This window comes from Clostridium beijerinckii, from assembly GCF_018223745.1.
Taxonomy (GTDB): Bacteria; Bacillota; Clostridia; order Clostridiales; family Clostridiaceae; genus Clostridium; species Clostridium beijerinckii.
The window spans coordinates 4,901,365-4,928,208 of sequence record NZ_CP073653.1 but is presented as its reverse complement, the minus strand read 5'-3'; the positions used below and the strand labels follow the sequence as shown (position 1 = coordinate 4,928,208).

The following is a 26,844-nucleotide window of genomic DNA, read 5'->3' as shown; positions in this document are numbered from 1 at the left end:
ACGAAATATCTAGGGATTAATACAAGCCTTGTGATTCCGTTGTATATTTTTATGAGCTATCAAATCTATAGTGTTAATAAATACTCGATAGTTTTAGAATTAAACATTGAACGATATGTAGGAGTAAAATTTACCTATCCTATGTGCGGTCGGCAGAATTGCTTGTCTGGCATGGGATAATTAGCGTATTTTGAGTGTGTTCTTTCATATGCTTAATTTGCTAACAATAGAAATATAAAAATATTTGCTTGAGTATAGATTTACTGTAATTTACTACTAAATTAGAAATGGAATATATGCTTTTGTGAAGCGTTCATTAGAAGATTTTGCTGGATGTGAATCTTAGAGTAGAAGTTGTTCCAAATGTGCTTGTTCAAAGCTGTGCTTTGAGGCTAGCACTTTGGGCACAACTCGTGCTCTTAGAATCACCCTGCAAAATCTTTAAAGAACCGGAACAAACGCATATATTCCTTTTCGAGGCTTCAGCAGTAAACTTAAATTATCATCAATACTTGCAAGTATTTCTATATTTCACCCAATTAGCAATACTTACACTTATGAAGAATGTAAATTATATTTTTGTTTCTAGTATGTGCTTCCAATATCTTTTAGGCATCATTCTACATTGAAGTTTAAGATTTTTTCGCTCTTCTATAGTAGTGGCTTTAAAATATGTTTTCCAAAGGTCTGTATATTCATCGTTGTGAAATTTTAGTTTTTCATAAGTTTCCATATCCATATCTATTATTTCGTAAAAATTTGTATTATATATTAAAGCTTTTTGTCTAGAAATATCGTGTATAATAAAATATTCCCTAGGAAATCTATTTTTAAAATGATCTCCAATAAGCTCTAAAATGTCATTATCTGGTTCAATAGAAGAGTATAAAAGTTTCTCTTCTATTTGATTAAATCTAATAAATCCTTCAAATCTATGGCATTCATTTAAAACTTTTTTTGTAATATTATCTACAAGTCTTATTACATCTACATTTAAAAAATCATGAACATCTGGTCCGAGTTTAAAGGCTACCTTTAAATAATTAAATATTATTATTCCTTTGTCCTCATAATTACTTAAAAATGCAAAGTATATTTTTTTTAATGAGAGGAAGTTAATTTTATTTATAATGGCATCTTTTACTTTTTTAAACTTATTAATATCAGTAGAAATTTCAACTATATTCCCGAGCAAAAGGGGAGTATTTGTCTGGCTTTTTCCATATATAGATGTTGGAGGTGATCCATTTGAGTAAAAAGCATCATATATGGAAGTTAATAGGCCTTCAAAAGTATCGTCATATAAGTATATTTTCATAATCAAAACTCTCCAGTTAAAGAAGTAATTTTATCACCTAATGTTAATATATTTGACTTAGGAATTATATTATTTAAAGAGTTTTCATTTTTTATAGATGATATATGTGATAAAGAAATATTATCCTTAGGTAATATAATTCCAGAAGGAAGCTTTACATCATTAAATGAAGTATTATCAAAAAATGATATTTGATTAGGATTTACGCTGCCACTTTTAGAAATATCTTGTTCTAGAAGTTTATTTTTTATTTTAATAGTATCAAAAAGAACATCTCCATGATATTTTCCGTTACAGGTAATAAAATATTTAGCTCTTTTAAGTACAACCCTTAGGTTTCTCAAGTCATCAAAGGTCAGATTATGAACTCTTCTTATTTTTAAAATTTTCTTAGCAGAAGTAACTCCTATACCAGGTATTCGTAATAATTTTTCATAAGAAACTTTGTTAATTTCAACAGGAAATTCATTCAAATTGGATAATGCCCAATGTGTTTTTGGGTCGAAATTTAAATCAAAGTTATCATCATCATTCTTCAAGAGTTCATTAGCTTTAAATCCATAATATCTAAGAAGCCAATCGGCTTGATAAAGTCTATGTTCTCTAAGCATTGGTGGATGCGTAATGTCAGGAAGCAGGTTATTGTCCTTAATCACAGGGACATAAGCAGAGTAGTACACTCTCTTTAGACTATATTTATTGTAAAGAGCTTCAGAGAGTTTTAGGATTTTTCCATCACTTTCAGGAGTTGCGCCAACGATTAATTGAGTACTTTGACCACCTGGTACAAACAATGGTGTACTTTTTATGCTTTTTTTCATTTCACTATAATTAATTATTGAATTTTTTATAGTTTTCATAGGTTGTAAAATTTTTTCTTTACTCTTTTGAGGTGCTAAAAGTTTAAGACTATTGCTAGAAGGAAGTTCTATATTAACACTCATTCTATCTACAAATTTTCCAGCTTCCTCAATTAAAGCATTATCAGCGCCAGGTATAACTTTTAGATGAATATAACCATTGAACTTATTTTCTATACGCAGTTTTTTCACAGTTTTAAGTAGAAGTTCCATAGTATAATTAGGATTATAAATAACAGCGGAACTTAAAAAGAGGCCCTCTATATAATTACGCCTGTAAAAATTAATAGAAAGACTGCATATTTCATCAGGAGTAAAGCTTACTCTTAAAAAATCTCTAGATGATCCATTAATGCAATATTTACAATCAAAAATACAATCATTTGAAAATAATATTTTAAGGAGAGAAATGCAACGTCCATCCGGAGTAAAGCTGTGACAAATACCAGCTTCTGAAGCATTGCCTATTCCATTTTTAGCATTCTGTCTCTTTGAGCCAGAAGAGGAACAAGAGACATCATATTTTGCGGCATTAGATAATATTTTTAATTTTTCCATTAAATCCATTTTGATTACACTTCCTTATAAAATGAAACTTTAAAATTAAAATATATGCTCTGACAAAACTTGAATGGTGTATTGGAATTTAGTTTTTGTATTTTTGCATTAACTAAGCACGTAGGGAATAGAATTTTAAAGTTAAATTAATTATCATAAAATATACACGCTCTAAAAAATTTAATTCATCGAAGTTTATTTTAAAATATAAGATAATAAAAAATTAGATAATTCTATAATGATTGAATCATATTTTTTAGAACATATACAAATAGAAAAAGAACATATATTCGTTAAAAATATTATATACGAATATATGTTCTGTGGCAATGAATTCATTTTAAAGTTTTGATAAAAAAACTAAAATGAAAAGTTAAATTCCGTATGTAAGAGTAAATTCTATGTAAATAGAATTCAATTATAAACTTATTTATGATTAAATTAAAAAAATAATGCTTTGGTATATGTTACATTAAAAATAATCAGTAACTATAACAAATGCATTATTTATTTTAATAAATATATTAAATAGCGGTTACAGTATCACGCTCAATTAAAGTATTCATAAGAATAATTCTCTTGCTGCAAGAATTATCACATTCTATTTTTTCTAATAGCAGTGTTGCTGCATTTGAGCCAAGAAGAAACATGTTCTGATCTATAGTAGTTAACTTAGGTTCTACAAATTTACTCAAATCTATATTATCGAATCCCATAATAGATAATTTATCTGGTACATCTATATTTAGTTTTTTGCAAGCGTTAAGTACACCAACAGCCATAAGGTCATTGCAGGCAAGAACTGCAGTTGCAGTAGATGCTTTAAGGACATTTAGGAATATATTAACAGTGTTATCAACAGTTTCACTACTATTTCCATTTCCTATGTTGATAATATTTTGTGGATTAAAATTATTTAAATCATCCATTATTTCTGTATAAACTTTTTCCTTTACGTCATAAGAATAACTATCTTTTCCTCTAACAAATAGTATATCTTTGTGATTTTTTTCTAATAAATAGTTTAAAGCCATACTTGCACCCATAGCTTCATCATTTACAACAGATGAAATATTTGTGGACACGGAATGTCCATTAACAAAAACAATGGGAGTTTGTTTTGAAATATTATGAAAAAATTTAGATTTAATATTTTCTGTATTTGGGTCAATAACTATTATTCCAGATACATTCCTAGATAATAAATTGTTAACGCATAATTTTTCTTCTTCACTATCATTATTACTACATGCTAGCACTAAAGACAAATTATTTGCTTTTAAGCTGCTTTCAATCCCGTTTATAACTTCTGGGAAAAACATATTATTGATACTAGGAACAACAACACCTATAGTAGCTGACTTCTGTTTAGTAAGCTCACGTGCTTGCATATTAGGAATATATTTAAGTTCTTCTATTACTTCAAGTACTCTTTTTCTTGTTTCTTCTTTCACTGGATAATTTCCATTCATTACTCTTGAAACAGTCGCAACAGATACATTAGCTTTTTTAGCTACATCTACTATGGTTAATTTCATAATTATTCCACCTTATAATATATTTATAAATTTATCAAAGGCAGCAAATCCTTTTTCATTTCTTTTAAATACTCCAGAGTGACATAATACTTCTAAGAATTTAAATCCAACTTCTTCTTTTAGAATAGAATCAACGTTTTCTTGAGATATATTAGAGTATTTTTCTAGAAGATATTTATACCAATCAGAATGTTTTGCCACCATTTCATCATCTAAAATGTTGTCTTTTATATTAATTAAGTATTCCTTTAAAACATTTAATTCTTCTTTTAATCTTGCAGGAAGAACTGCAAGTCCCATGACTTCTATAAGTCCTATATTTTCTTTTTTAATATGATGAACTTCACTATGAGGATGGAAAATACCAAGAGGGTGCTCAGTACTTGTTCTATTATTCCTTAAGACTAAATCTAGTTCATATTTATTATTCCTTTTTCTTGCAATAGGAGTAATAGTATTATGCGGTTCATCCGCTGTATGACTTAATATGTTTACAGATTCATCTGAGTAGCTTCTCCATGAGGTTAAAATATGGTCAGCTAAATCTAATAATTTATCTTTATCATTACTTGAAAGCCTAACAACAGACATAGGCCATTTGACTCTACCTATTTCAACATCTTCATAATTTTTAACTGAGTAGTTTTTTTCTATTGGAGCTTTTTCCATAGCAAATGTGTAGTGACCACCTTGATAATGATCATGAGATAGTATTGATCCTCCAACTATAGGCAAGTCAGCGTTAGATCCAGCAAAGTAATGAGGTAGTATATCAGTAAAAATCAATAAATTCCTAAAAGTATCCTTATTAATTTTCATAGGTATATGTTCGCTATTTAGAATTATACAATGCTCATTATAATAAGTATAAGGGGAATACTGCAAGAAATATTTTTGTTTATCAAAATCCAAAGGTATAATTCTATGAGTCTGTCTGGCAGGATGATTTATATGACCATAAAATCCTTCATTTTCTTTACATAATAAACATTTAGGATATGAACTAGATTTAATTAATTTAGCTTTTGCTATATCCCTAGGATCTTTTTCTGGTTTTGATAAATTAATTGTTATATCTAAGTCTCCATATTCCGTTGATGCTTTCCAGATTATGTTCTTGTCAATTCTATCTTTTCGAATATAGTTAGAAGAAATGCTTAAATCATAATAGTACTCAGTAGCTTTAGTTGGAGAGATATTATATAAATTATTAAAGTTATTTATAACCTCAGAAGGTCTTGGCATTACGCAGTTCATAATTAAAGTATCAAATAAGTCTCTTTCAGTTACTGTATTTTCTATTAAATTATTTTCACATGCGTAGTCTAAGATATTTTCTAAGATAGGAGTTGGAGTTTCTAAAGTTTCATCAACTTCACAAACTTCAAATTCATTTAAGTTTAATACTCCAAGAATCATATTGGTAGAGTAAATTATATCATCATTATTTATAAGATTTTTTTTCAATGCAAAGTTCATAAGTCTATTTATTTCATGATTTATATTTATCATGCTAAAACCTCCTCAATTTTAACAAAAGGTATTAATCTAAGACATATCTAAAAAATAAGTCCATGTTAGTTTATTTCATAGACTTATCTTTTTCTATGCCTAGGTGGCGGAAACTTGAACCATATAAGTTTTTAGGTTGGCTCTAGTTTCCCAAGATAAATTTTAAAATTCTATATGATTTTATTATTTGTCATCATATCCGTTAGGATTATTTTTGTGCCATGTCCAAGCTGTTTTGATTATAGCTTTTACATCAGTATATTTAGGAGTCCAGCCTAGAATCTTTTGAGCTTTTTCATTAGAAGCTATTAATCTTGCAGGATCACCAGCACGTCTTTCGCCCACAACAACTTCAATTTCTTCACTAGTTGCTTCTTTAGCTGAATCAATCATTTCTTTAACGCTAAAGCCAATTCCATTACCTAGATTGAAGATGTTACTTTTATTTCCGCTTTGTAAATACTCAACAGCTTTTATATGTGCGTCTGCTAAGTCTAGTACATGAATATAATCTCTTATACAAGTACCATCAGGAGTATCATAATCTTCTCCAAAAACAGTTATAGCTTCTCTTTTTCCAAGTGGAACTTGAAGTATTAGAGGTATTAAGTGACTTTCAGGAGAGTGATCCTCACCGATGCTTCCATCTTCTAGTGCACCAGCTGCATTAAAGTATCTTAAAGAAACGTAATTTATTCCATTAGCTTTGCTAACCCATTTCATCATTTTTTCCATAGTCAGCTTTGTTTCACCATAGGTATTAGTTGGATTTGTTTCATCATCTTCAGAGATAGGAATTTTCTTTGGTTCTCCATATACTGCTGCAGTTGAAGAAAAAACTATATTCTTAATATCATGTTTTACCATGCTTTCAAGTAATATTTGCATACCATATACATTATTATTGAAATATAGTAGAGGTTTTACCATACTTTCGCCAACTAAAGAATTAGCAGCGAAATGTATAATAGCATCGATTTTATTTTCAGAAAAAACTTTATCTAAAAACTCAGAATCTCTTATATCACCTTTATAAAATTTTGCTTTTGGATTTACAGCTTTCATATGACCTGATTGTAAATTATCAACTATTATTACGTCTTTATTTTGTTTTACAAGTTCATGAACTGTATGAGAGCCGATATATCCAGCACCACCACAAACTAATATTGACATATTAACATCTCCCTTATTTTTATTGATTTGGTTTAAAGACTTATACTTTAAATTTAAACTAAATCTTTCTTATAATCAACTTAATAAAATCTTAAGTAGTAAATCTTTTATCCAATTTTTCTTGTTCCATCTGAAATGCTAACTACATAGAAGCTAGGTTCATAGCCAATTTTGCTTGTATATTCGGCTTTAACTTTTTCTACAAATGAATCTATACAGTCTTCTTTAACAATATTAACTGTGCAGCCCCCGAAACCAGCGCCTGTCATACGAGCTCCAATTACACCTTCACTTTTCCAAGCAAGAGAAACTAAAGTATCTAGCTCTATTCCAGTAACTTCATAATCATCTCTTAGAGAAATGTGAGAATCATTCATAAGTTTTCCGAATAGAGTTAAATCATTTTCTTCTAGAGCTTTTACAGCCTTTAATGTTCTTCTATTTTCATATACTGCATGTTTTGCTCTTTTTGCTTTAATAGGATCTGAAATACAAGATTTAACTTCTTCAAATTCTTCTTCTGTAAGCTCACCTAAAGCATTAATATTCTTAACTTTTTGTATTTCAGCTAAGGCAGTTTCACATTCACTTCGTCTTTCATTGTACTTAGAGTCAGCTAGACCACGCTTTTTATTTGTATTGGCAATTACTATCTTGTAGCCATCCATAGCAATAGTACTGTATGAATATTTCAAGGTATTACAATCTAAAAGAATCGCACAATTTTCCTTTCCCATGCCAATAGCAAATTGATCCATTATTCCACAATTTACACCGATAAATTTATTTTCAGCTTCTTGACACATTTTTACTATATCAACCATGTTGATATTTAAATTGAACAAATCATTTAATATAGTTCCCATCAAAACTTCTATTGAAGCAGAAGAGGACAATCCAGAACCATTTGGAATATTTCCATAGAAAAGTATTTCAAATCCGTTAGGAATATTATAACCATGATTTTCAAAAGTTTTAATTACACCTTTAGGATAATTGGCCCAATCGTGTTGTTTTTCATATATCATATTCTCTAAACTAAATTCTAAAATTCCTAATTCTTTAAAGTTTAAAGAGTTAACTAATACATTTTTATCTTCTCTTTGTCTAACTAAAGCATAAGTTCCAATAGTAAGAGCGCAAGGAAAGACATTACCTCCATTGTAATCAGTATGTTCTCCAATTAAATTAACTCTTCCAGGTGAAAAGAAAACACTTTCAGCATCTTTTGCAAATAATTTTGTGAAATCACTTTTTAATACATTAATATTCTCCATATTTAATACCTCCCTTTTAATTTAATAGTAAGCGATTACTATTAAAAAGTAAAGAGGGAATTAAGAAAATTTAGAATTTTTTAGATATATACAAAATCTGTGAATATACACTATAGATAGAGGCTTAATAGGACAACAGTGATAAGCTTAATCTTTCATGAGAAAGATTACAAATAATAATTATTTCTGAAGTGATTATTTGAGAATATATAAATTTAGAATATTTTTATAGAAAAGGCTTACTGTTATAAAATTTAATAGGTAGCCTAAATTTTAAGCTACCTATTAGAATGTCCACTATTTTTTTGAATGGGAATGTCTATTTGAATTGTTGTTCATATTGTTCATCATATTATTCATATTATTCATAGGCATATTGCCCTGATTTCCCATTAGCATACTTAATAAGGAATTAATATCGTTCATATTTCCCATATTATTCATATTTGGACCATTGCTATTCATATTATTTGCATTATTCATGTTAGGGTTGTTATTTGGATTATTAAATGGAGAACCGTTAGATCCGCCCATATTTCCCATCAACATGTTCATTAATGGATTTCCATTCATAGGGTTCATGCCGCCACCCATGCCACCCATAAGCATGTTCAATAAAGGATTACCACCCATTTGATTTGGATTACTGCCACCATTTTGGTTAGGCATCATGGGATTTCTAAATCCGCCACCCATTCCATTAAATAGGGAACTGAGTATCATACTTAATAAAGGATTCATTTTACCACCTTTTTGTTAATTGCTTTATTATAGTTTATTACAGAGGCATATAAAAGGATACTAAAATTTAATCTATAATAAAATATATATATGTTGCAATTCACAATGCACAACGCACATTGCACAATTCACAATTGCAACTAAAATTATTGCAATATCTTTAGAATTATCATGAAGAATCATTTTTGAAATATATATATTAATGAAAGAAAATATTTTATGCTTAGAATACAGAATAAAAGAGGAAAAAATGAATAAAATAAACACAAGAACGAGGGCTGAGAACTGTAATCTTAGTTCTTTTTTATGTTTGTTTATGAAATATAAAGACAGCTAGAGAATATAAGCTAAGGAACTTAGGAGAATTTTATGAGAATCGGAGAACTGGAGATAGCAATAATAGATATAATTACATTTACGGGAATATTAATAACTCTTTTAACAGGAGTGCTTAATTTATTTCAAAACAAGAAAACTCTTTACATAAATAATATTACAAGATTTAGAGTCATATGGATAACTACATTAAGAACGCATATTGCAAGCTTGAAAGAGCTAAGCAATATAACTAACTTATATATTAGAACTAAAGATGGAAGTAATAAGGTTGAATATAGAAGAGAGTTAGATAAAATAGTATCGTTGATTAAAATGCATTTGAATTTTACAGGAAAACTAGATATTGAGCTAATATCAAAAGTAGAAGAATTAAAAGCTACACTTAATAGTTATTTATTAATATATTATTGTAAAAATGCAATAAAATCTGCAGAAAGAAATGAAGATATAACAACGAAATTTTATGAAGCTATAGATGTGATAAGTGAAAAAAAAATATTAAAGGAATTTTTGGCCATGGCAAATAGTTATAAGAATGTTGAACATAAAAATAATATAAATTTATTAAATTTACTAGAACTTAAAAATGAAGTTAAATCTGCATACAGAGATGATTTGCAATTAATAAATAATATAGTTGAAAAAAGCGACTATATAGTAAGTAATTATGAAAATGAAATTGAAAGCCTAAATAGAGATATAGATGAGCTTGTGCAAATATGTTTAAAAGCTGAGTGGATTAGATGTAAGGTAGAAACTAGAATATGGCCGTATAATAAATATGATGAAGAAAGAGTAATTACTAAGCTAAAGGATGAATATAAAAATATTAGCCATAAAATGCAGACTTATAAATAGGAAGTCTGCATTTATAAAGTTGAATAATAAATTCACATTTAAAAATGCTAGTGAGAAGGATTTTACATTGGGGTTATAATTTAGAAACTTAAGTATGATATATATAATTTTATAACTTAAATCCTAATAATATTGATTATAAATTTTCATAGTGATATTATTTTTATTAACATGGATATAATTTCATATATAGAAATAAATGTTAATAAAAATAATTTTATATACATATGTTAAGGGGGCTATATAATATGGAAGAAAAAATTAATAGACAAAAGGCATGGGACGCACTTTGTAAGTATAATAAAAGTGATGCACTCAGAAAACATGGACTAGCAGTAGAGGGGGCAATGAGACATTTTGCTAAACTCTATAATGAAGATGAGGATGTATGGGGCATAATTGGATTACTTCATGATATAGATTATGAAATGTATCCAGATAAGCATTGTGCTAAATCTCAAGAAATAATGAGAGAAGAAGGATTTCCGGAGAGTTATATAAGAGCGGTTGCATCTCATGGATATGGAATAGTAAATGAAATAAAACCTGAAAGCAATGCTGAGAAGGTACTTTATACAATAGATGAACTTACAGGTCTTATAGGGGCAGCTGCATTAATGAGACCATCTAAAAGCGTAATGGATCTAGAAGTTAAATCTGTTAAGAAAAAATTTAAGACTAAAGGATTTGCGGCAGGAGTAGACAGAAATGTAATATTAAATGGTTGCAAGATGATAGATATGGAATTAGACAAGGTTATAGAAAATACAATTTTAGGAATGAGAAATGTAGCAGAAGATATTGGCCTTTAGTATGGAATATTAATAGTTAAATTTATCATACAAATATAAAATTATATAGATATCCAAAACAAAACTTAGACTTATGCAATAATTTACCGAAAGGACAGGTACTCTGTTGTTTCGGTTACTGAGAATAAGTTGAGGCTTTCTAACAGCATAAGTTGCACCATTTCAGCATGCTCTCGAGACAAGCAAAAATGGAACAACTTATGATGAAGAAATGCCTGCAACATATTCTCTAATGTAACACTGCACAAAAGAGTACCTGTCCTTTCTGATATAGCAGATTTTTAAAGCTATAAGTATAATTCTCAAATTGGATATCTATATATATAGATATCCAATTTAAGAATTCAACTTATTAGATGAATGTATTTGCAAATTTGCTAAAACTTTAAGTTCATATCATCACTAGAAATCATAAATATATTTGTGGAGAAAACATTTGAAAATGAGCTGTTAAAGGTTCTTAGCTGTAGGTTGTTCCAATTTAGCTTGTCAAACTGAAAGGTGGAGCATGCTAAATTGGATACAACTTGCTGCTTAGAAATTTTAGCGATATTTTCATAGCTTTTCGGAACAAAATATTTATGATTTCGGTAAGTTATCACATAAGTTTAGTTTTAAATTTGGATATCTATAGGGTTCCATATTGATAACAATACATATCAACTGTTTCAAATTTCTGAATAACAGCAATATTGAAATTTCATAAGTTTGAATATCATTGAGGAACCATATAGTTAATAAGATACATTATTAAAATTAGGAGAATTTTTATGATTAAAAATATAATATTTGATCTTGGAAATGTTATTTTAGATTTTCAACCGAAGATATATGTAAGATCAAAAATTGATGAAGAAAAAGTAGAGGAAATATATAAATGTATATTTCAGAGTGATGAATGGCCAATGCTTGATAGAGGAACAATTTGTGAAGAAGATGCTAAAAGAAATATAATTAACAGAAACACTGAAAGTGAAGAGTTAATTAATAAAGTCTTTGAAAATTGGTACGATATGCTGATTCCAATAGAAAGCAGCGTGGATACATTGAAAAAACTAAAGCAAAAAGGTTATAAAATTTATTATCTATCTAATTTTCATTTAGCAGCTTTTGAATATATAAATAATAAGTATGACTTATTTAAATTATTTGAAGGAGGAGTGGTTTCTTATAAAGAGAAATTACTTAAACCTGAAAAAGAAATTTATGAGAAGATACTATATAGATATAGTTTAGAACCAGGCGAAACTCTATTTATAGATGATATGGAGCAAAATATCGAAGCTGCTATTAAGCTTGGATTAAAAGGAATAGTCTTAAAAGAACCAAGGAAACTGGAAGATGAATTACAAAAATTTGATATCAATATTTAAATAGTAAATAATAGAATGCATTAAAGTATTTTTATTGGACAATATAACACTAAAGGTTTTTAGAATAGGCATATAAAAGAAAATATACTAAAATACTGACTTGCTATATTTTAATTATTCAGCAAGTTTATTTTAAAAAATTAAAAAACAGAGTTTAGAAATATACACATATGCTTATCTAGAAAATAGGAGGTGTTTGTATGGAGGATAAATATAATGTATCTTCAATGGGATTAACATATGACTTTATTCATAATGCTGCTGTAGCAAATACTGACATAAAGTTAAGTGATAACGAAGATTCACAGTCAAATGTTGAAAAAAGCTCTATAAAGGCTATAATAAAGCATTCGGGTGAGATAACAGGATATGAACTTTCAAATGGAGAGAGAATAACTAAAGAAAGAGGCGTGGAGCTAGCCAAAGATGGAGCTATATCTGGAGTATCTGTCTCAACATCAAGAAAAGGTGAGGAATATTTAAGGAGTTTAAGAGATGATGATGAGTCAAACAATTTAAGCGCCTTGCCAGTAGTAGAAGAATAAAATACTTTTTTAAATAAAATTTGCTTATAAACTCTATGGAATATGTTACTATTAAAATAAAGAAAGAATATTTTTAACTTAGAAAACTCATATCATTGAATTCAATGATATGAGTTTTTTCTTAAAAGTGTTAAAATAGTAAAAGAAGCATAATAATGAATAGATATGTGCTTAGAGGAAAAAAATAATAATTATAAGTTGATTAATGTAAGGAGATGTATTCATGAGTGATTTAAGTGACTTAAAGGAAATGACAAAAGCTAAGGCAGCAAAAGAAATGCAAGAATTGAAAGATAAGATATTAGAAAGATTGAGCTCGATTAAAAGAGATGGGATAGATGAATTAATAAAATATCTTTTAGAAAGAACCGATTATTTTACAGCCCCAGCATCTACTAAGTTTCATTCAAACTTTGATGGAGGATTAGCACTTCACTCTGATAATGTTGTTGAATTATTAATACAAAAAAATAAACAATATAACCTAGGTTTGAGTCATGATACAATGTATTTAACAGGATATCTACATGATTTGTGTAAGTGTAATTTTTATGAAAAAACTATGAGATTAAAAAAAGATGAGATGACAGGAAAGTGGATAGGATATGCAGCCTATGAATTTGACGATAAAATTCCTTTAGGACATGGAGAGAAAAGTGTAATTCTACTTCAACAGTTTGTCAAGTTATCATTAGAAGAATGTTTAATGATAAGATGGCATATGGGTGCTTATGTTCCAAAGGATGAATATAGAGACTACAACAAGGCAATAGAAATGCATAAGTCAGTTTTGGCATTTAGTAATGCAGATGCAGAGGCTTCACATTTCTTGGAAGAAGTAAGAGAACCAGAAGTTTATTCAATAGAAGAATATAATCAATATGTAAAAGAAAGAGCTTTAAGAAAAAATAGTTAATTATTACTTTATTTATATATGTGAGAAATAAGAAGGATTTGCAACCAAAATAAAGCATAAGGGACTTCAAACAAATTTATCAAGTATATTAAAGAAATATTGTCATAAATAGTAGCAATTTTAAAGATAATATAGTAAAATGTCAATGTTGTATAATAAAGATGTTTCAAGGTAAACTAGAAGGTGAGTATTTGAAGGTTATAAACATTAGAATATATAGGATTTTAGTGATTGAATTTTTGAAACAAATTCTAATGCAACTATAATTTATGCCAGAAAGGTTGTGATGTTAGGGTTGGAAAACAAGCTGAAGTTATACGGCTTTAACAACCTCACAAAAACACTTAGCTTTAACATCTATGATGTATGCTATGCAAAAAGTGAGCGAGAGCAAAAGGACTATATTGCTTATATTGATGAGCAATACAATTCAGAAAGACTTACTAGAATTCTGTGTGATGTAACGGAAAGTATTGGAGCACATGTACTTAATATTTCAAAACAAGATTATGATCCTCAGGGAGCAAGTGTAACTATTCTAGTATCGGAACAGACCCTAGCAGTCAAAGAAATAGATGCATCTTGTAATAAAGGTGAAATTGACATTTTGAAAACTAGAGACACTGTTGTAGGACATTTAGATAAAAGTCATGTTACTGTGCATACTTATCCAGAATATCATCCAGATAATTCAATTGCTACTTTTCGTGTTGATATTGATGTAGCCACTTGTGGAGAAGTATCTCCGCTAAATGCACTAAACTATCTTATAGGAAGTTTTGATTCAGACATCATAACGATAGATTATCGTGTCAGAGGTTTTACCCGAGATGTTGATGGCAAAAAATTATTTATAGATCATAAAATAACATCAATACAAGATTATATTGATGAAAATACCTTGAAGAGATATGATGCAATGGATATAAATGTATATCAATCAAATATATTTCACACTAAAATGCTAATTAAAGAAATTGAACTTCAAAATTACCTTTTTAATAGAGATGTTTATGAAATCAAGCCAAAGCAAAGACTTGAAATTGAAAACAACTTAAGAAGAGAGATGATTGAGATTTTTAGTGGAACTAATATATATTAACGGGGAGGGATGTATACGATGAAAAACAAAGAATCCCACTCAAGAGCACCAATCTATGAAGCATTAATAGAATATAAGAAAGCTAGAGTGGTTCCGTTTGATGTACCAGGTCATAAGCAGGGCCGAGGAAACGATATGCTTAGGGAATTCTTGGGAGAGCAATGTCTTTCAGTAGATGTAAATTCAATGAAACCACTCGATAATCTTATTCACCCGGTATCGGTTATAAGAGAAGCTGAGGAGCTTGCGGCTGATGCATTTGGTTCTAAACACGCATTTTTAATGGTTAATGGAACAAGTTCTGCAGTTCAGGCTATGGTTATGAGTGTATGTAAAAAAGGTGAAAAGATTATAATGCCTCGTAATGTGCATAGAAGTGCTATAAATGCTTTAATAATTAGCGGAGCAATTCCGGTTTATATAAATCCAGGAACAAATAAACAACTTGGAATACCACTTGGGATGTCGGTTGAAGATGTAAAAAAAGCAATTAGAGAAAACCCAGACGCAAAAGCGATATTTGTAAATAATCCTACTTATTATGGGATTTGTTCAAATTTAAAAGAAATTACGAAACTTGCCCATGAAAATGGAATGTACGTATTAGTAGATGAAGCTCATGGAACACATTTTTATTTTGGTGACAATATGCCTTTATCAGCAGTTGATGCTGGGGCAGATATGGCAGCAGTCAGTATGCATAAGACTGGAGGATCTTTAACTCAAAGTTCTTTTCTACTCTTAAATTGTGATTTAGCAATAGGATATGTTCGTCAAATAATTAATTTGACTCAGACTACAAGTGGTTCATATCTTTTAATGTCATCACTTGATTTGGCAAGAAGAGATCTTGTATTACATGGAAAAGAAATTTTTGATAAAGTAAAGCAAATCTCTGAATATGCTAGAGGTGAAATAAATAAAATAGGCGGTTATTATGCCTTTTCAAAAGAGTTAATTGATGGAGATGCAGTTTATGATTTTGATATAACAAAGTTATCTGTATTCACTAGAGAAATAGGTCTTGCTGGAATAGAAGTATATGATCTATTAAGAGATGAGTATGGTATACAAATTGAATTGGGAGACATTGCAAATATTTTAGCTATTATTTCTGTTGGAGATCGTAGTCTTGCAATTGAAAGATTAATATCTTCATTATCTGAAATTAAGAGATTGCATTCAAAAGATAAAATTGGTATGTTTGATCATGAGTATATAGATCCTGAAGTTGTATTAACTCCTCAGGAAGCATTTTATTCTCAAAAAACTTCAGTGCCGCTAAATGAAAGCAGTGAGAAAATATGTGCTGAATTTGTAATGTGTTATCCACCAGGAATACCAATTCTTGCTCCAGGAGAAAAAATAACAAAAGAAATATTGGACTACATAAATTATGCAAAAGAAAAAGGTTGTTTTTTAACTGGAACAGAAGATACTAAAATTGAAAATATTAATGTTGTGGAGGACAAGTAAATGGAGTTATGGTATACAGAACAACACACAGAAAATGTAAGATTTTCAATTAAAGTTGAAAAAGAAATACATACTGAAAAAACTGAATTCCAAAGAATAGATGTACTTGAAGCTAAGGAATTCGGAAGGTTTTTTACATTAGATGGATTAATGATGGTAACTGAAAAAGATGAATTTATTTACCACGATATGATAGTTCATGTACCAATGGCAACTAATCCAAATATTAAGAATGTTTTAGTTATAGGTGCTGGTGACGGTGGAACAATAAGAGAACTTACAAGATACAGCACAGTTGAAAAGATAGATATGGTTGAAATTGATAAAAGAGTTGTTGATATTTGTAGAGAGTATTTTCCGCTAACATCATGTAAGCTTGATGATAAAAGAGTTAATGTATTCTATGAAGATGGTTTGAAATTTATACGTGATAAAGAAGATGAATATGACTTAATAATAGTTGATTCAACAGATCCTTTTGGATCAGGAGAAGGATTATTTACTAAGGAGTTTTATGGAAATTGCTATAAAGCACTAAGAGAAGATGGAATTTTAGTTAATCAACATGAAAGTCCATACTATGATAATGATGCGGCTGCAATGAAAGAAGCTCATGAAAAAATAACGAAATTTTTTCCAATCATTAGGGTCTATCAAGCACATATTCCAACATATCCATCAGGACATTGGTTATTTGGATTTGCTTCAAAAAAGTATCACCCTATAAAGGATTTTAATGCAGAAGCTTGGAATAAGTTAGGGATAAAAACAAAATATTATAATACAGATCTTCATGTAGGGTGCTTTGCACTTCCAACTTACGTTAGGGATATGTTAAATGGACTTACTGATTAGAAAAATTATCAGATAGTACAATTAAATTCTTTGTTCATGACTTGAAGATAATCAAAAAATAATAAGTCAATATTCTAAATTCAGCTGGAGCATAAATCTCCATCTGAAAAGTTTCATTTTATAAAGAAATTGGAGGAATTGGAATGGGAAAAGCTTTAATTATTGGCGCTGGTGGTGTCGCTAGCGTTGCTATTCATAAATGTTGTCAAAATTCAGAGGTGTTCGAGGAAATTTGTATCGCTAGTAGAACTTTATCAAAGTGTGATGCAATAAAAGCTTCATTAGAAGGAAAAACTAAGACAAAAATACAAACAGCAAAAGTCGATGCTGATAATGTACCAGAATTAGTAGCACTTATTAATAAATTTAAACCAGAAGTTGTTATAAATCTTGCACTTCCTTATCAAGACTTAACAATTATGGATGCTTGTTTAGAAACAAAAGTTCATTATGTAGATACAGCTAACTATGAACCACTTGATACAGCAAAATTTGAATATAAGTGGCAATGGGCATATAAAGAAAAATTTGAAAAGGCAGGTTTAACTGCATTACTTGGAAGTGGATTTGATCCAGGGGTTACTGGTGTATTTAGTGCTTATGCTCAAAAGCATTATTTTGATGAAATAAATTATATTGATATATTAGATGCTAATGCTGGTGATCATGGTTATCCATTTGCAACTAACTTTAACCCAGAAATCAATATTCGTGAAATTACAGCTCCAGGAAGCTATTGGGAAGAAGGGAAATGGATAGAAACAGAACCTCTTGAAATAAAGAGAGTTTATGATTTCCCAGAAATCGGACCAAAAGATATGTATTTATTACATCATGAAGAATTAGAATCTTTAGGTATAAATATTAAAGGAATTAAGAGAATAAGATTCTGGATGACGTTCTCACAAAAGTATATAACACATTTAAATGTACTTGAGAATGTTGGTATGACATCAATTGAACCAATTGAATTTGAAGGAAAGCAAATAGTACCATTACAATTCCTTAAAGCAGTATTACCAGATCCTGCATCATTAGGTCCAAGAACAAAAGGAAAGACTAATATAGGATGTATATTCCAAGGTAAAAAAGATGGAAAAGATAAAACATATTATGTTTACAATGTTTGTGATCATGAAGAATGTTATAAAGAAGTTGGATCTCAAGCAATTTCTTACACAACTGGAGTTCCAGCTATGATAGGTGCAAGCTTAGTAATGAAAGGTTTATGGAAGAAACCAGGAGTATATAATGTAGAAGAATTCGATCCAGATCCATTTATGGAAGAGTTAAATAAATGGGGATTACCATGGAAAGAAAGCTTTGATCCAACTTTAGTTGAATAAGAAATGTATGAACTATCCCATGTGGTGACCTAACGAAATAAAATACATTTGTGTTCCACAGGACTAATGAAAATTTTGCTGTAAGTTTCTAAATGCCAGGTTGTACCCATTCTTGCATGTTCCCAATATTCATTGTGACAAGCAGATAATGGAACAACCTGGCATTAAGTACCTTAAGCAGCTCATTTTCAAATGCCTGTTTCACAAAAATGTATTCTATTTCTAATATATATTTGCACATAAGTTTAGAAAATACATGTGAATTCTACTTGGTATACAAGTAATACTAAGTGAAAAGTTTCTAGAGGTAAAATTATAGAATAATGGATATATATTAGTAAAATTTTCAAGAGATTATTGTCATGACTTATGGTTTGTCATTTATATAGATAACCTACTATGAAATATATTTATAATTTCAAATATACCTTAACTAGAAATGAGTGACATACTTTTATGGAATGTTTCATAAGGAATTCTTATGGTTGTGATTCTTAGATTAGAAGTTGTTCCAAATATGCTTGTTCAGAGCTTGTCTTTGAAGCTAGCATTTTGGGCACAACTTTTGGTCTTAGAATCACCTATCAAATTCCTTAGAAACTGGAATAAAAGTATGTTACTTATTTCGGTAAGTTATAAGTTAAAGTGTGGTTATTATGTTGGTTATCTATAAAACATAATTAAAAAGGTTTGGTGATTTAATGAAAGATATAGATTTAAGCAAATTACCATCACCATGTTATTTGGTTGATGAGAGACTTCTTAAGAAGAATTTGGAGACTTTAGATTATGTTCAAAAGGAAACAGGTGCTAATATTATTTTGGCAACTAAAGCATTCTCTATGTACTCAACTTTCCCATTGATTGGAAGATATCTAAAAGGAGTTACTTCAAGTTCTCTTCATGAAGCTAGACTTGGATATGAAGAGATGGGGAAAGAAGTACATATTTATTCTCCTGCATATAGAGAAGATGAATTTGATGAGATAATGAAATATAGCGATCATATAGTATTTAATTCATTTAGTCAATGGAGAAAATATAAGGATAAAGTAAAAAACTTTAAAGGAAAGAAAATCGAATGTGCTATTCGTATTAACCCTGAGTATTCAGAGATAGAAACAGATATATATAATCCATGTTTTGAAAATTCAAGAATGGGAGTTACTTTGGCTAACTTTGAAGAAGAAGATATTGAAGGTATAGATGGATTGCATTTTCATACAATGTGTGAACAGAATTCAGATACCCTTGAACGTACAATAAAAGTGGTAGATGAAAAATTCGGAAAGTACATCAAGAAAATGAAGTGGATTAACTTTGGTGGTGGTCATCATATTACTAGAGAAGATTATGATATAGAAACACTAATAAGATCTATTAAATTCATAAAAGATAAATATGAAGTACAAGTATATCTTGAGCCAGGTGAAGCCATTGCTCTAAATACAGGATTCCTTGTATCAACAGTATTAGATACTATGAAAAATGGAATGGATATAGCTATACTAGATACTTCAGCGGAATGTCATATGCCAGACGTACTTGCAATGCCATATAGACCTAATATAATAGGTGCTGGAAAGCCAAATGAATTCGAATTTACTTATAGATTTGGTGGTCCTACTTGCCTTGCAGGTGATATTATAGGAGATTATTCATTTAAAGAACCTTTAAAGCCAGGTGATAAACTTGTATTTTGCGATATGGCTATTTATTCAATGGTTAAGAATAATACATTTAATGGCGTTAATCTTCCTGCAATTGTAAAATATAGTGAAGAAAAAGGTATTGAAGTAATAAAAGAATTTGGATATGAAGATTTTAAAGCTAGATTATAGCAGAAAAAAAATAAGCGATTCAGAATAGAGGTAAAGTCCTATTCTGAATCGCTTAAGTTTGTTAAGACTTTTTATGATATTTCTAATTATTTCATAACCATTTTAGAAATGCTTTCAGTATAATTAGTTGTATCTGATGGCAACCATATATTTCCGACTTTGGTGAAGCTGAATGTATTTTCAGTTGTTGTTGAGCTTATTTGGCCCTTATTAATTGAATCTATTAGGTTTGCAACGTAAGCTTCTGTAAGTTTTTGTTTATCTCTAATACCATTTGATAGTGCCTGAGATGTAGTAATATTTACAGCATCTTTAGAGATTTGATCTCTATCTATAAATGTTGATGATACTTTAACTTGTGCAGAATTATCTGTTTTAGACACCTCTTCAAAATTAACTGAGTTTTTACTTATAGCACTTCTTAGAGCAGTTATCATTCCTTGAAGTTGATCATCTGATAATGAAATACCAGATTGTCCAGATTCTTTCTTAAAAGTTTTAAAATCATTTTTATTTATATTCTTAATTATTCTTTCGCCAAAAGCTTTGCTGTAACCAAGTTTCTCCATGCCGCTACTATCTTCCTTAATTACTAAGTTCCAAAGAACTTCAGCACTTTCTTTTGGTGAGATACTTTCTTCATCAATATTAAGATTAGGATTATCTTTATTTACCGCTAATTCAACTAACTTGTACCCGAAATTAGTTTGATAGAATTGGGGTAAAATTTCATATCTATCTTTAAATATAAAGAGAAAAGAGTGATGGAAATAATGAAGGATAGATTAAAGAAAATATGTTAAATACAGTTAAATTTCAGCAGTAACGAAACTTTTAATTAATATAAAATATTCTTAAGTAAAGTTTATATATAATTTTAAAGACCACCGTTCTAAGTCATTTTAGAACGTTGGTCTTTGTGTAGAACCTTTATTATAAGTAATGCTTATTATGTAAAAGTATTTTATAAAATGAAAATGTATACAAATTTTTTAGATTAATTGTATCCAATGGTAAAAATACAGCATAATTACATATTTAATTTATTAATTAAGTTTATTATTTATGTTATAATAAATTTGAAACAAGTATTCTACAGATTATTTTTGTAGAAAGGAGTAATAAAAGCAAAATGTTTAACGTTAACAATGGGACTATGAAGTCATATTTAGATAAGAATAGTCAATCGGTACAGAATTAAATTTCTTTGTTTGAATGAAAAAATTTAAAACTCTTAAAATAAGAAAAATTTTTATAAATAAAGTATTAAAATTTATATTAAAATATAAAAAAGGAGAACAAATATGAAACAAGATAAAAATTATCTATCAGCAATTTTAATTGTAGCAGCCACTGGTTTTAGCTTATTTATTATTATGCAGAATTTTTTAACTAAAACAAATGAGCGAGGGGTTAGTGCTGGATTGCCATTAATGATTCCAACGTTAGCATTACTTATTCCTTTAGCGATAATAATTATAACAATGATTTCAAGGGAAGTAAGATATAAGAAAGCTTTGGCTAATGGGGTTAAAAGTGTAGGACTTATTAGAAAGGTAACAGAAACCGGGAAGAAGTATTCAAGAAAATTAGAAGAAGTTAAATTGGAACTTGATGTTTTGGAGCAGAATGGAAATAAGTTTTTAGGGCAAGTAACAACAGGCATTCGTTATGCAGAATTAGAGTTCTTAAAAGAAGGGGAGCCAGTTCCTGTTATTTATAAATTGGATAATAAGCAAGAAATATCAATAGATAGGAAACCCAATGTAAACGAGCTTAAGGATAGAATAAACAATTATAAGACACAAAATAATATCAAGTAATTAAAAGTAAATTTAGGTATATATAATATAATTTTTAGCAAATACTAGCTTTATATAAACAAACACACAATATAAATAAATATAAAGAGAGGAGAAAAAGAACCAGCGTATATATGCTGGTTTTTTGAAAAAATATGTTTATACCTAAAAGAGTTATATTTGAAAAAGATTCATTAGATTATGAGACAGCCAAAAATATTTTAAACAAATTTAAAGATAAAGAGGATGTTGAAATTATCAATATTACTTCAAATAAATTGAAACAGCATATTCCCGGAGAAGATTTTTATGCTCAGTATAGGGAAGGAAAAAAGACTTTAGTGGTTGGAACAAAGAAGAGTCTGAAATTTCAATCTTGTAAGCCTTCGGCTCATTATCAATTACCACTAATATCAGGGTGTATGGGGCAATGTGAATATTGTTATTTAAATACAAAACTCGGAGATAAACCTTTTGTGAAGGTACATGTAAATATTGATGAGATTTTAAGTCAAGCTCAGAAGTATATAGATGAAAGGTTGCCTGAAATAACCATATTTGAAGGTGCAGCTACATCAGATCCAATACCAGTGGAACCTTATACTCATTCACTTGAAAAGGCTATCGTATTTTTTGGTAAGCATGAGAATGCTAGATTTAGATTCGTGACAAAGTATAACGATATAGATTCACTATTGGATTTAGAACATAATGGTCATACTGAAATGAGATTTAGCATTAATACATCATCAGTTATTAATAAGTATGAGCATGCAACAGCTTCACGTGACTTAAGGATAGAAGCTAGTATAAAGGCGGCTAAAGCAGGATATCCAATTGGTTTTTTAGTTGCACCTGTGTTCATTTATCCAAATTGGAAAGAAGAATATCATGATTTATTACTAAGTTTAAGTAAAAATCTGCCAAAGGATTTAAAAACTCCAGTGACCTTTGAGATAATATCGCATCGTTACACTAAAGCAGCAAAAAATATAATACTTCAGGTTTTTCCAGAAAGTGAATTACCAATGAGTGATGAAGAGCGTAAATTCAAATATGGTCAATTTGGATATGGAAAGTATGTTTATCCAAAAGAAAATATAGATGAAATGAAACAATTCTTTATAAAAGAAATAGAGGACTTATTTGAAAATAAAGAAATTAAGTATGTTATATAGATAAATAACAGGGCGTAGATTTAAGTTTATATACTGAAATGCAGTGTGGGTTTTATATTTAATAGATGTAATATTCCATAGGACTACTGGAATATAATTGAAAACACTAAAAAGCAGGTATCATCCAATTCATCATACTTAATTTTATTTTAACAAGCTAAATTGGAAAGAACTGCTTTTTAGAATCTTTTGCGATACCATTTATCTTTTCAGAGTAAGAGTATCTGTACGTTCAATAAGTTCAAATACAATTCTAAGTTAAAAATTTTATATTCATTCTAATCTCTCCATTAATTTAAATGAGTAGCCTATTTTTTCTATTTCATCTCTTGATAAGACTGATCCCTCTGGAGGTCTCACATTTAATTTAAAAACTATAGCTTTTTGACCAACTTCTTGTTTAAAATTCACACGATTCATTTTGATATCCATATTAAGTGTATCTGCGATAGCCTCTGCTGTTGATTCGTGTCCTATTGCAGATATGAATCCGTCCTTATATAAAAGCTTTTTTGCAGATTCCACATCTATATCACTTATCTTATAAACACCATTTGTTGTAGCAACAGTTCCATTAAATATCGCAACCTTCATGTTCATCACCTCTAATAATATATTACTACATAAATCCTATATTTGTCAGTCATTTAATTTATATTGCAAAATCAATATATTTTCAAGGATTATTAGAATGATGTTTGGGAATATAACATTTCTCCATACTTTTGCTACATAATAATATATTATTATTGAAGTAGTATATATATAATCTAGTTAGAATAGTTATCGTTTCCACATTAATTTCTAGTTTCAAATTTTAATGTTTTGGAAGAGGTAACCCTAATTAGAGAATAGGAGAGAGTATATTATGAGTAAAATCAAAAATGAAATTATGCTAATAACTTATGCAGATAGTTTAGGAAAGAATTTAAGGGAATTAAAGGATGTTTTAGATGAACATTATTCTGATGCAATAGGAGGTGTTCACATACTACCTTTCTTTCCGTCATCAGGAGATAGAGGCTTTGCACCTATGAGGTATGATGTGGTAGATGAAGCCTTTGGTACAATTGACGATGTTAAAGAAATAAGTAAGGATAAATATTTAATGTATGATTTCATGGTGAATCATATTTCAAGGCAATCTGAATTCTTTAAGGACTTTCAAGAAAAGAAAGATGAATCAAAATATAAGGATTTTTTTATAAGATATAAAGACTTTTGGGAAAATGGTGAGCCAACCGATGAACAAGTAGGTGCAATTTATAAAAGAAAACCAAGAGCACCTTACTATGAAGTTGAATTTAAAGATGGAAGCAAGGAAAAAGTCTGGTGCACTTTTGCAGAGGAACAAATTGATTTAAACATGGATTCAAAAGTTGCAAGAGAATTTATTAAAGATACACTAATATCAATGTGTAAAAATGGAGCATCAATTATTCGTTTAGATGCTTTTGCATATGCTATAAAGAAATCGGGGACAAGCTGTTTCTTCATTGAGCCAGAAATGTGGAATTTACTTTATGAAATTCAAGATACGGTTAAAGAATATGGGGTAGACATATTACCAGAAATTCATGAACACTATACTATACAACATAAGATTTCAGAAAAAGGTTTTTGGATTTATGATTTTGCTCTTCCAGTTTTGGTTTTAAATGCTTTATATTCAGGGAAAGGTGATAATTTAAAGAGATGGCTTGATATGAGTCCAATGAAGCAATTTACAACTTTAGATACTCATGATGGCATTGGTATTGTTGATGTAAAGGACTTAATGACAGATGAAGAAATAGAAGAAACTAAGGAAGCTATGTTCACAAAAGGTGCAAATGTTAAAAAGATTTACAATACAGCAGCCTACAATAACTTAGATATTTATCAAGTTAATTGTACTTATTATTCAGCATTAGGAAATAATGATAAAGCATATTTATTAGCTCGTGCAATACAATTCTTCGCACCAGGTATACCGCAAGTTTATTATGTAGGAATGCTTGCAGGTGAAAATGATATTGAGCTAATGGAATCAACTAAGAATGGAAGAGATATAAATCGTCATTATTACTCAAAGGAAGAAATCAGAGAAAATTTTAAAAACAGAAAAATAGTAAATGATATGAGAGATTTAATGAAATTTAGAAATAATAATCTTGCTTTTGGATTAGAGGGAGAATGTATTACTGAAGTTGATGGAAGTAAACTTGTAATAACTAGAAAATGCGGAGAACACATTGCAATTATAAAAGCTGATTTAAAAACTCATGAATTCACTATTGAAGCATAGTAGTAATTTCTAAGTTTATATCATTGTAGATAATCAATAGTTATTATTTAATGAGGAATAATTGCTCTAATCCGGAAAAAATACGTCATCTAATTTTTAGAATGGCGTATTTTTAGCTAAATAACTATATTTTATTAGGAAAAGCACTTTCCCTATAACTTTTTGGGTTATTACCTATAATTTTTTTGAATATTTTAGAAAAGGTTAGTGGATCAGTGTAACCTACTGAGGCGGCAATAGCCTTAATTGATAAATCTGTATTTTTTAGAAGCTCGCAAGCCTTATCTATTTTATAGTTTACTAAAAATTCTTGTGGTGACATATTAATATTTCTCTTAAAAATGTTTGCAAGATAGCTTCTGTTTATACCAATATAACTGGCGATATCATTTATTTTTATATTGTTTGAGTAATTATTTTCTATAAATTCTATAGATTTTTCTAAATATAATTCAGTACTTTTATAGGTTTTTATATTATAAGAGTCTTTTCTTGTTTCAGCTAATGCAGACATAAAGAAATATAAAAGTCCTTCAAGTTTTAATTCATTCGAATAATCCATTTCTTTTAATTTAAGCATTTCAGAAATGTAGTTTTTTAAGGAGTCGTCTTTTGAATATTCAAATATAAGATTTTCTTCATTTAGATTTGCATAATTTAAATAAGTTTGAGCTTTAACACCATTAAAACCAACCCACATATAGGTCCAAGGATTATTCTCATCTGCTTTATAATAAGTTAAAACATTTGGACAAATCAAAAAGCCTTGGTTTTTCTTAAGTTTATATGTTGTGTTATTAACAGTGTAGGAACCTTCCCCGTCAATTATATAGTGAATTAAATATTGAGGCCTTATTGCTGGACCATATGAATAACCAGGAGTACAATTTTCTGAACCGCAATAGCACAGAAACAAGTCTACAGATTGTTTCTTTTGTGGTTCAAGATATTTTGATTTGTTACTTTCTTCATATTTAATTTCCATGATATTTACACACTCCTTAAGTTGGTAGTCGCAAAACATAACATTTCTACATAAGCAATATACATAACACCATATAATTCGCTCTTTCATGTAATTATAATGAATACATAGATAAACTTAGTCTAAAAAAATCTATGAGGAAATGATAA

23 protein-coding genes are annotated in these 26,844 nt (G+C 29.0%); 13 read left to right on the top strand and 10 right to left on the bottom strand.

Features of this window, described 5'->3' with window-relative positions; all coding sequences use genetic code 11:
• Positions 1-571: 571 nt before the first annotated feature.
• The 7 genes from KEC93_RS22220 to KEC93_RS22190 all read right to left on the bottom strand — a co-directional run bounded on the left by KEC93_RS22220 (position 572) and on the right by KEC93_RS22190 (position 8,980).
• Complete coding sequence (locus KEC93_RS22220) at positions 572-1,318, bottom strand: TIGR03915 family putative DNA repair protein (protein ID WP_041899927.1); 747 nt, start codon at positions 1,316-1,318, stop codon at positions 572-574.
• A gap of 2 nt (positions 1,319-1,320) precedes the next feature.
• A complete protein-coding gene (locus KEC93_RS22215) occupies positions 1,321-2,745 on the bottom strand; it encodes a putative DNA modification/repair radical SAM protein (RefSeq protein ID WP_077869098.1) in 1,425 nt (474 codons plus the stop codon).
• A 515-nt stretch (positions 2,746-3,260) separates the two neighbouring features.
• Positions 3,261-4,274: a LacI family DNA-binding transcriptional regulator gene (locus KEC93_RS22210; protein WP_077869697.1), complete on the bottom strand. Its 1,014-nt coding sequence runs from the start codon at positions 4,272-4,274 to the stop codon at positions 3,261-3,263.
• 12 nt (positions 4,275-4,286) lie between these two features.
• Entirely contained in the window at positions 4,287-5,786 is a 1,500-nt protein-coding gene (gene galT / locus KEC93_RS22205; RefSeq protein ID WP_077869696.1) for a UDP-glucose--hexose-1-phosphate uridylyltransferase, read from the bottom strand.
• Positions 5,787-5,969: 183 nt separating this feature from the next.
• Positions 5,970-6,962 carry a UDP-glucose 4-epimerase GalE gene (gene galE, locus KEC93_RS22200; protein WP_077869695.1) on the bottom strand — a complete coding sequence of 331 codons (993 nt, stop codon included), beginning with the start codon at positions 6,960-6,962 and terminating at the stop codon, positions 5,970-5,972.
• A gap of 107 nt (positions 6,963-7,069) precedes the next feature.
• Complete coding sequence (locus KEC93_RS22195; RefSeq protein WP_012060575.1) at positions 7,070-8,239, bottom strand: galactokinase; 1,170 nt, start codon at positions 8,237-8,239, stop codon at positions 7,070-7,072.
• Between the two features lie 297 nt (positions 8,240-8,536).
• The gene (locus tag KEC93_RS22190) at positions 8,537-8,980 is read right to left on the bottom strand and encodes an RNA-binding protein (RefSeq protein ID WP_077309330.1); all 444 of its coding nucleotides are present in this window, start codon (positions 8,978-8,980) and stop codon (positions 8,537-8,539) included.
• A 369-nt stretch (positions 8,981-9,349) separates the two neighbouring features.
• On the opposite strand from KEC93_RS22190, the gene KEC93_RS22185 reads away from it, so the two are divergent.
• The 10 genes from KEC93_RS22185 (at position 9,350) to nspC (ending at position 20,443) form a co-directional block, all read left to right on the top strand.
• Entirely contained in the window at positions 9,350-10,177 is an 828-nt protein-coding gene (locus KEC93_RS22185; protein WP_017212593.1) for a hypothetical protein, read from the top strand.
• Positions 10,178-10,425: 248 nt separating this feature from the next.
• The gene (locus KEC93_RS22180; protein ID WP_039770058.1) at positions 10,426-10,989 is read left to right on the top strand and encodes an HDIG domain-containing metalloprotein; all 564 of its coding nucleotides are present in this window, start codon (positions 10,426-10,428) and stop codon (positions 10,987-10,989) included.
• Between the two features lie 770 nt (positions 10,990-11,759).
• Positions 11,760-12,362, top strand: coding sequence for an HAD family hydrolase (locus KEC93_RS22175; RefSeq protein WP_012060571.1), 603 nt, complete (start codon positions 11,760-11,762; stop codon positions 12,360-12,362).
• Positions 12,363-12,562: 200 nt separating this feature from the next.
• Positions 12,563-12,907: a DUF3892 domain-containing protein gene (locus KEC93_RS22170; protein ID WP_017212590.1), complete on the top strand. Its 345-nt coding sequence runs from the start codon at positions 12,563-12,565 to the stop codon at positions 12,905-12,907.
• A 223-nt stretch (positions 12,908-13,130) separates the two neighbouring features.
• Positions 13,131-13,823 carry a 3'-5' exoribonuclease YhaM family protein gene (locus KEC93_RS22165; protein WP_012060569.1) on the top strand — a complete coding sequence of 231 codons (693 nt, stop codon included), beginning with the start codon at positions 13,131-13,133 and terminating at the stop codon, positions 13,821-13,823.
• 283 nt (positions 13,824-14,106) lie between these two features.
• Positions 14,107-14,925 carry an adenosylmethionine decarboxylase gene (speD, locus tag KEC93_RS22160; RefSeq protein ID WP_171781401.1) on the top strand — a complete coding sequence of 273 codons (819 nt, stop codon included), beginning with the start codon at positions 14,107-14,109 and terminating at the stop codon, positions 14,923-14,925.
• An 18-nt stretch (positions 14,926-14,943) separates the two neighbouring features.
• A complete protein-coding gene (locus KEC93_RS22155; protein WP_012060567.1) occupies positions 14,944-16,401 on the top strand; it encodes an aminotransferase class I/II-fold pyridoxal phosphate-dependent enzyme in 1,458 nt (485 codons plus the stop codon).
• Positions 16,402-17,256 (top strand): polyamine aminopropyltransferase, encoded by an 855-nt coding sequence (gene speE, locus KEC93_RS22150; RefSeq protein WP_077869694.1) that lies wholly within the window; start codon positions 16,402-16,404, stop codon positions 17,254-17,256.
• A gap of 143 nt (positions 17,257-17,399) precedes the next feature.
• Positions 17,400-18,602 carry a saccharopine dehydrogenase family protein gene (locus KEC93_RS22145; protein ID WP_012060565.1) on the top strand — a complete coding sequence of 401 codons (1,203 nt, stop codon included), beginning with the start codon at positions 17,400-17,402 and terminating at the stop codon, positions 18,600-18,602.
• A gap of 701 nt (positions 18,603-19,303) precedes the next feature.
• Positions 19,304-20,443: a carboxynorspermidine decarboxylase gene (gene nspC / locus KEC93_RS22140; RefSeq protein ID WP_077869693.1), complete on the top strand. Its 1,140-nt coding sequence runs from the start codon at positions 19,304-19,306 to the stop codon at positions 20,441-20,443.
• 86 nt (positions 20,444-20,529) lie between these two features.
• Here nspC and KEC93_RS22135 read toward each other — a convergent pair whose 3' ends face one another.
• A complete protein-coding gene (locus KEC93_RS22135; protein ID WP_238892829.1) occupies positions 20,530-21,012 on the bottom strand; it encodes a hypothetical protein in 483 nt (160 codons plus the stop codon).
• A gap of 735 nt (positions 21,013-21,747) precedes the next feature.
• On the opposite strand from KEC93_RS22135, the gene KEC93_RS22130 reads away from it, so the two are divergent.
• Both KEC93_RS22130 and splB read left to right on the top strand, forming a co-directional pair.
• A complete protein-coding gene (locus tag KEC93_RS22130; RefSeq protein WP_077869574.1) occupies positions 21,748-22,266 on the top strand; it encodes a hypothetical protein in 519 nt (172 codons plus the stop codon).
• A gap of 134 nt (positions 22,267-22,400) precedes the next feature.
• Positions 22,401-23,423 carry a spore photoproduct lyase gene (gene splB, locus KEC93_RS22125; RefSeq protein WP_077869575.1) on the top strand — a complete coding sequence of 341 codons (1,023 nt, stop codon included), beginning with the start codon at positions 22,401-22,403 and terminating at the stop codon, positions 23,421-23,423.
• A gap of 273 nt (positions 23,424-23,696) precedes the next feature.
• Here the strand turns inward: splB and KEC93_RS22120 are convergent, their stop codons facing one another.
• Positions 23,697-24,017, bottom strand: coding sequence for a YddF family protein (locus tag KEC93_RS22120; RefSeq protein ID WP_077869576.1), 321 nt, complete (start codon positions 24,015-24,017; stop codon positions 23,697-23,699).
• 274 nt (positions 24,018-24,291) lie between these two features.
• On the opposite strand from KEC93_RS22120, the gene gtfA reads away from it, so the two are divergent.
• Positions 24,292-25,710 (top strand): sucrose phosphorylase, encoded by a 1,419-nt coding sequence (gene gtfA, locus KEC93_RS22115; protein ID WP_077869577.1) that lies wholly within the window; start codon positions 24,292-24,294, stop codon positions 25,708-25,710.
• A 124-nt stretch (positions 25,711-25,834) separates the two neighbouring features.
• Here the strand turns inward: gtfA and KEC93_RS22110 are convergent, their stop codons facing one another.
• Entirely contained in the window at positions 25,835-26,695 is an 861-nt protein-coding gene (locus KEC93_RS22110; protein ID WP_111944657.1) for an AraC family transcriptional regulator, read from the bottom strand.
• Positions 26,696-26,844 lie beyond the last annotated feature (149 nt).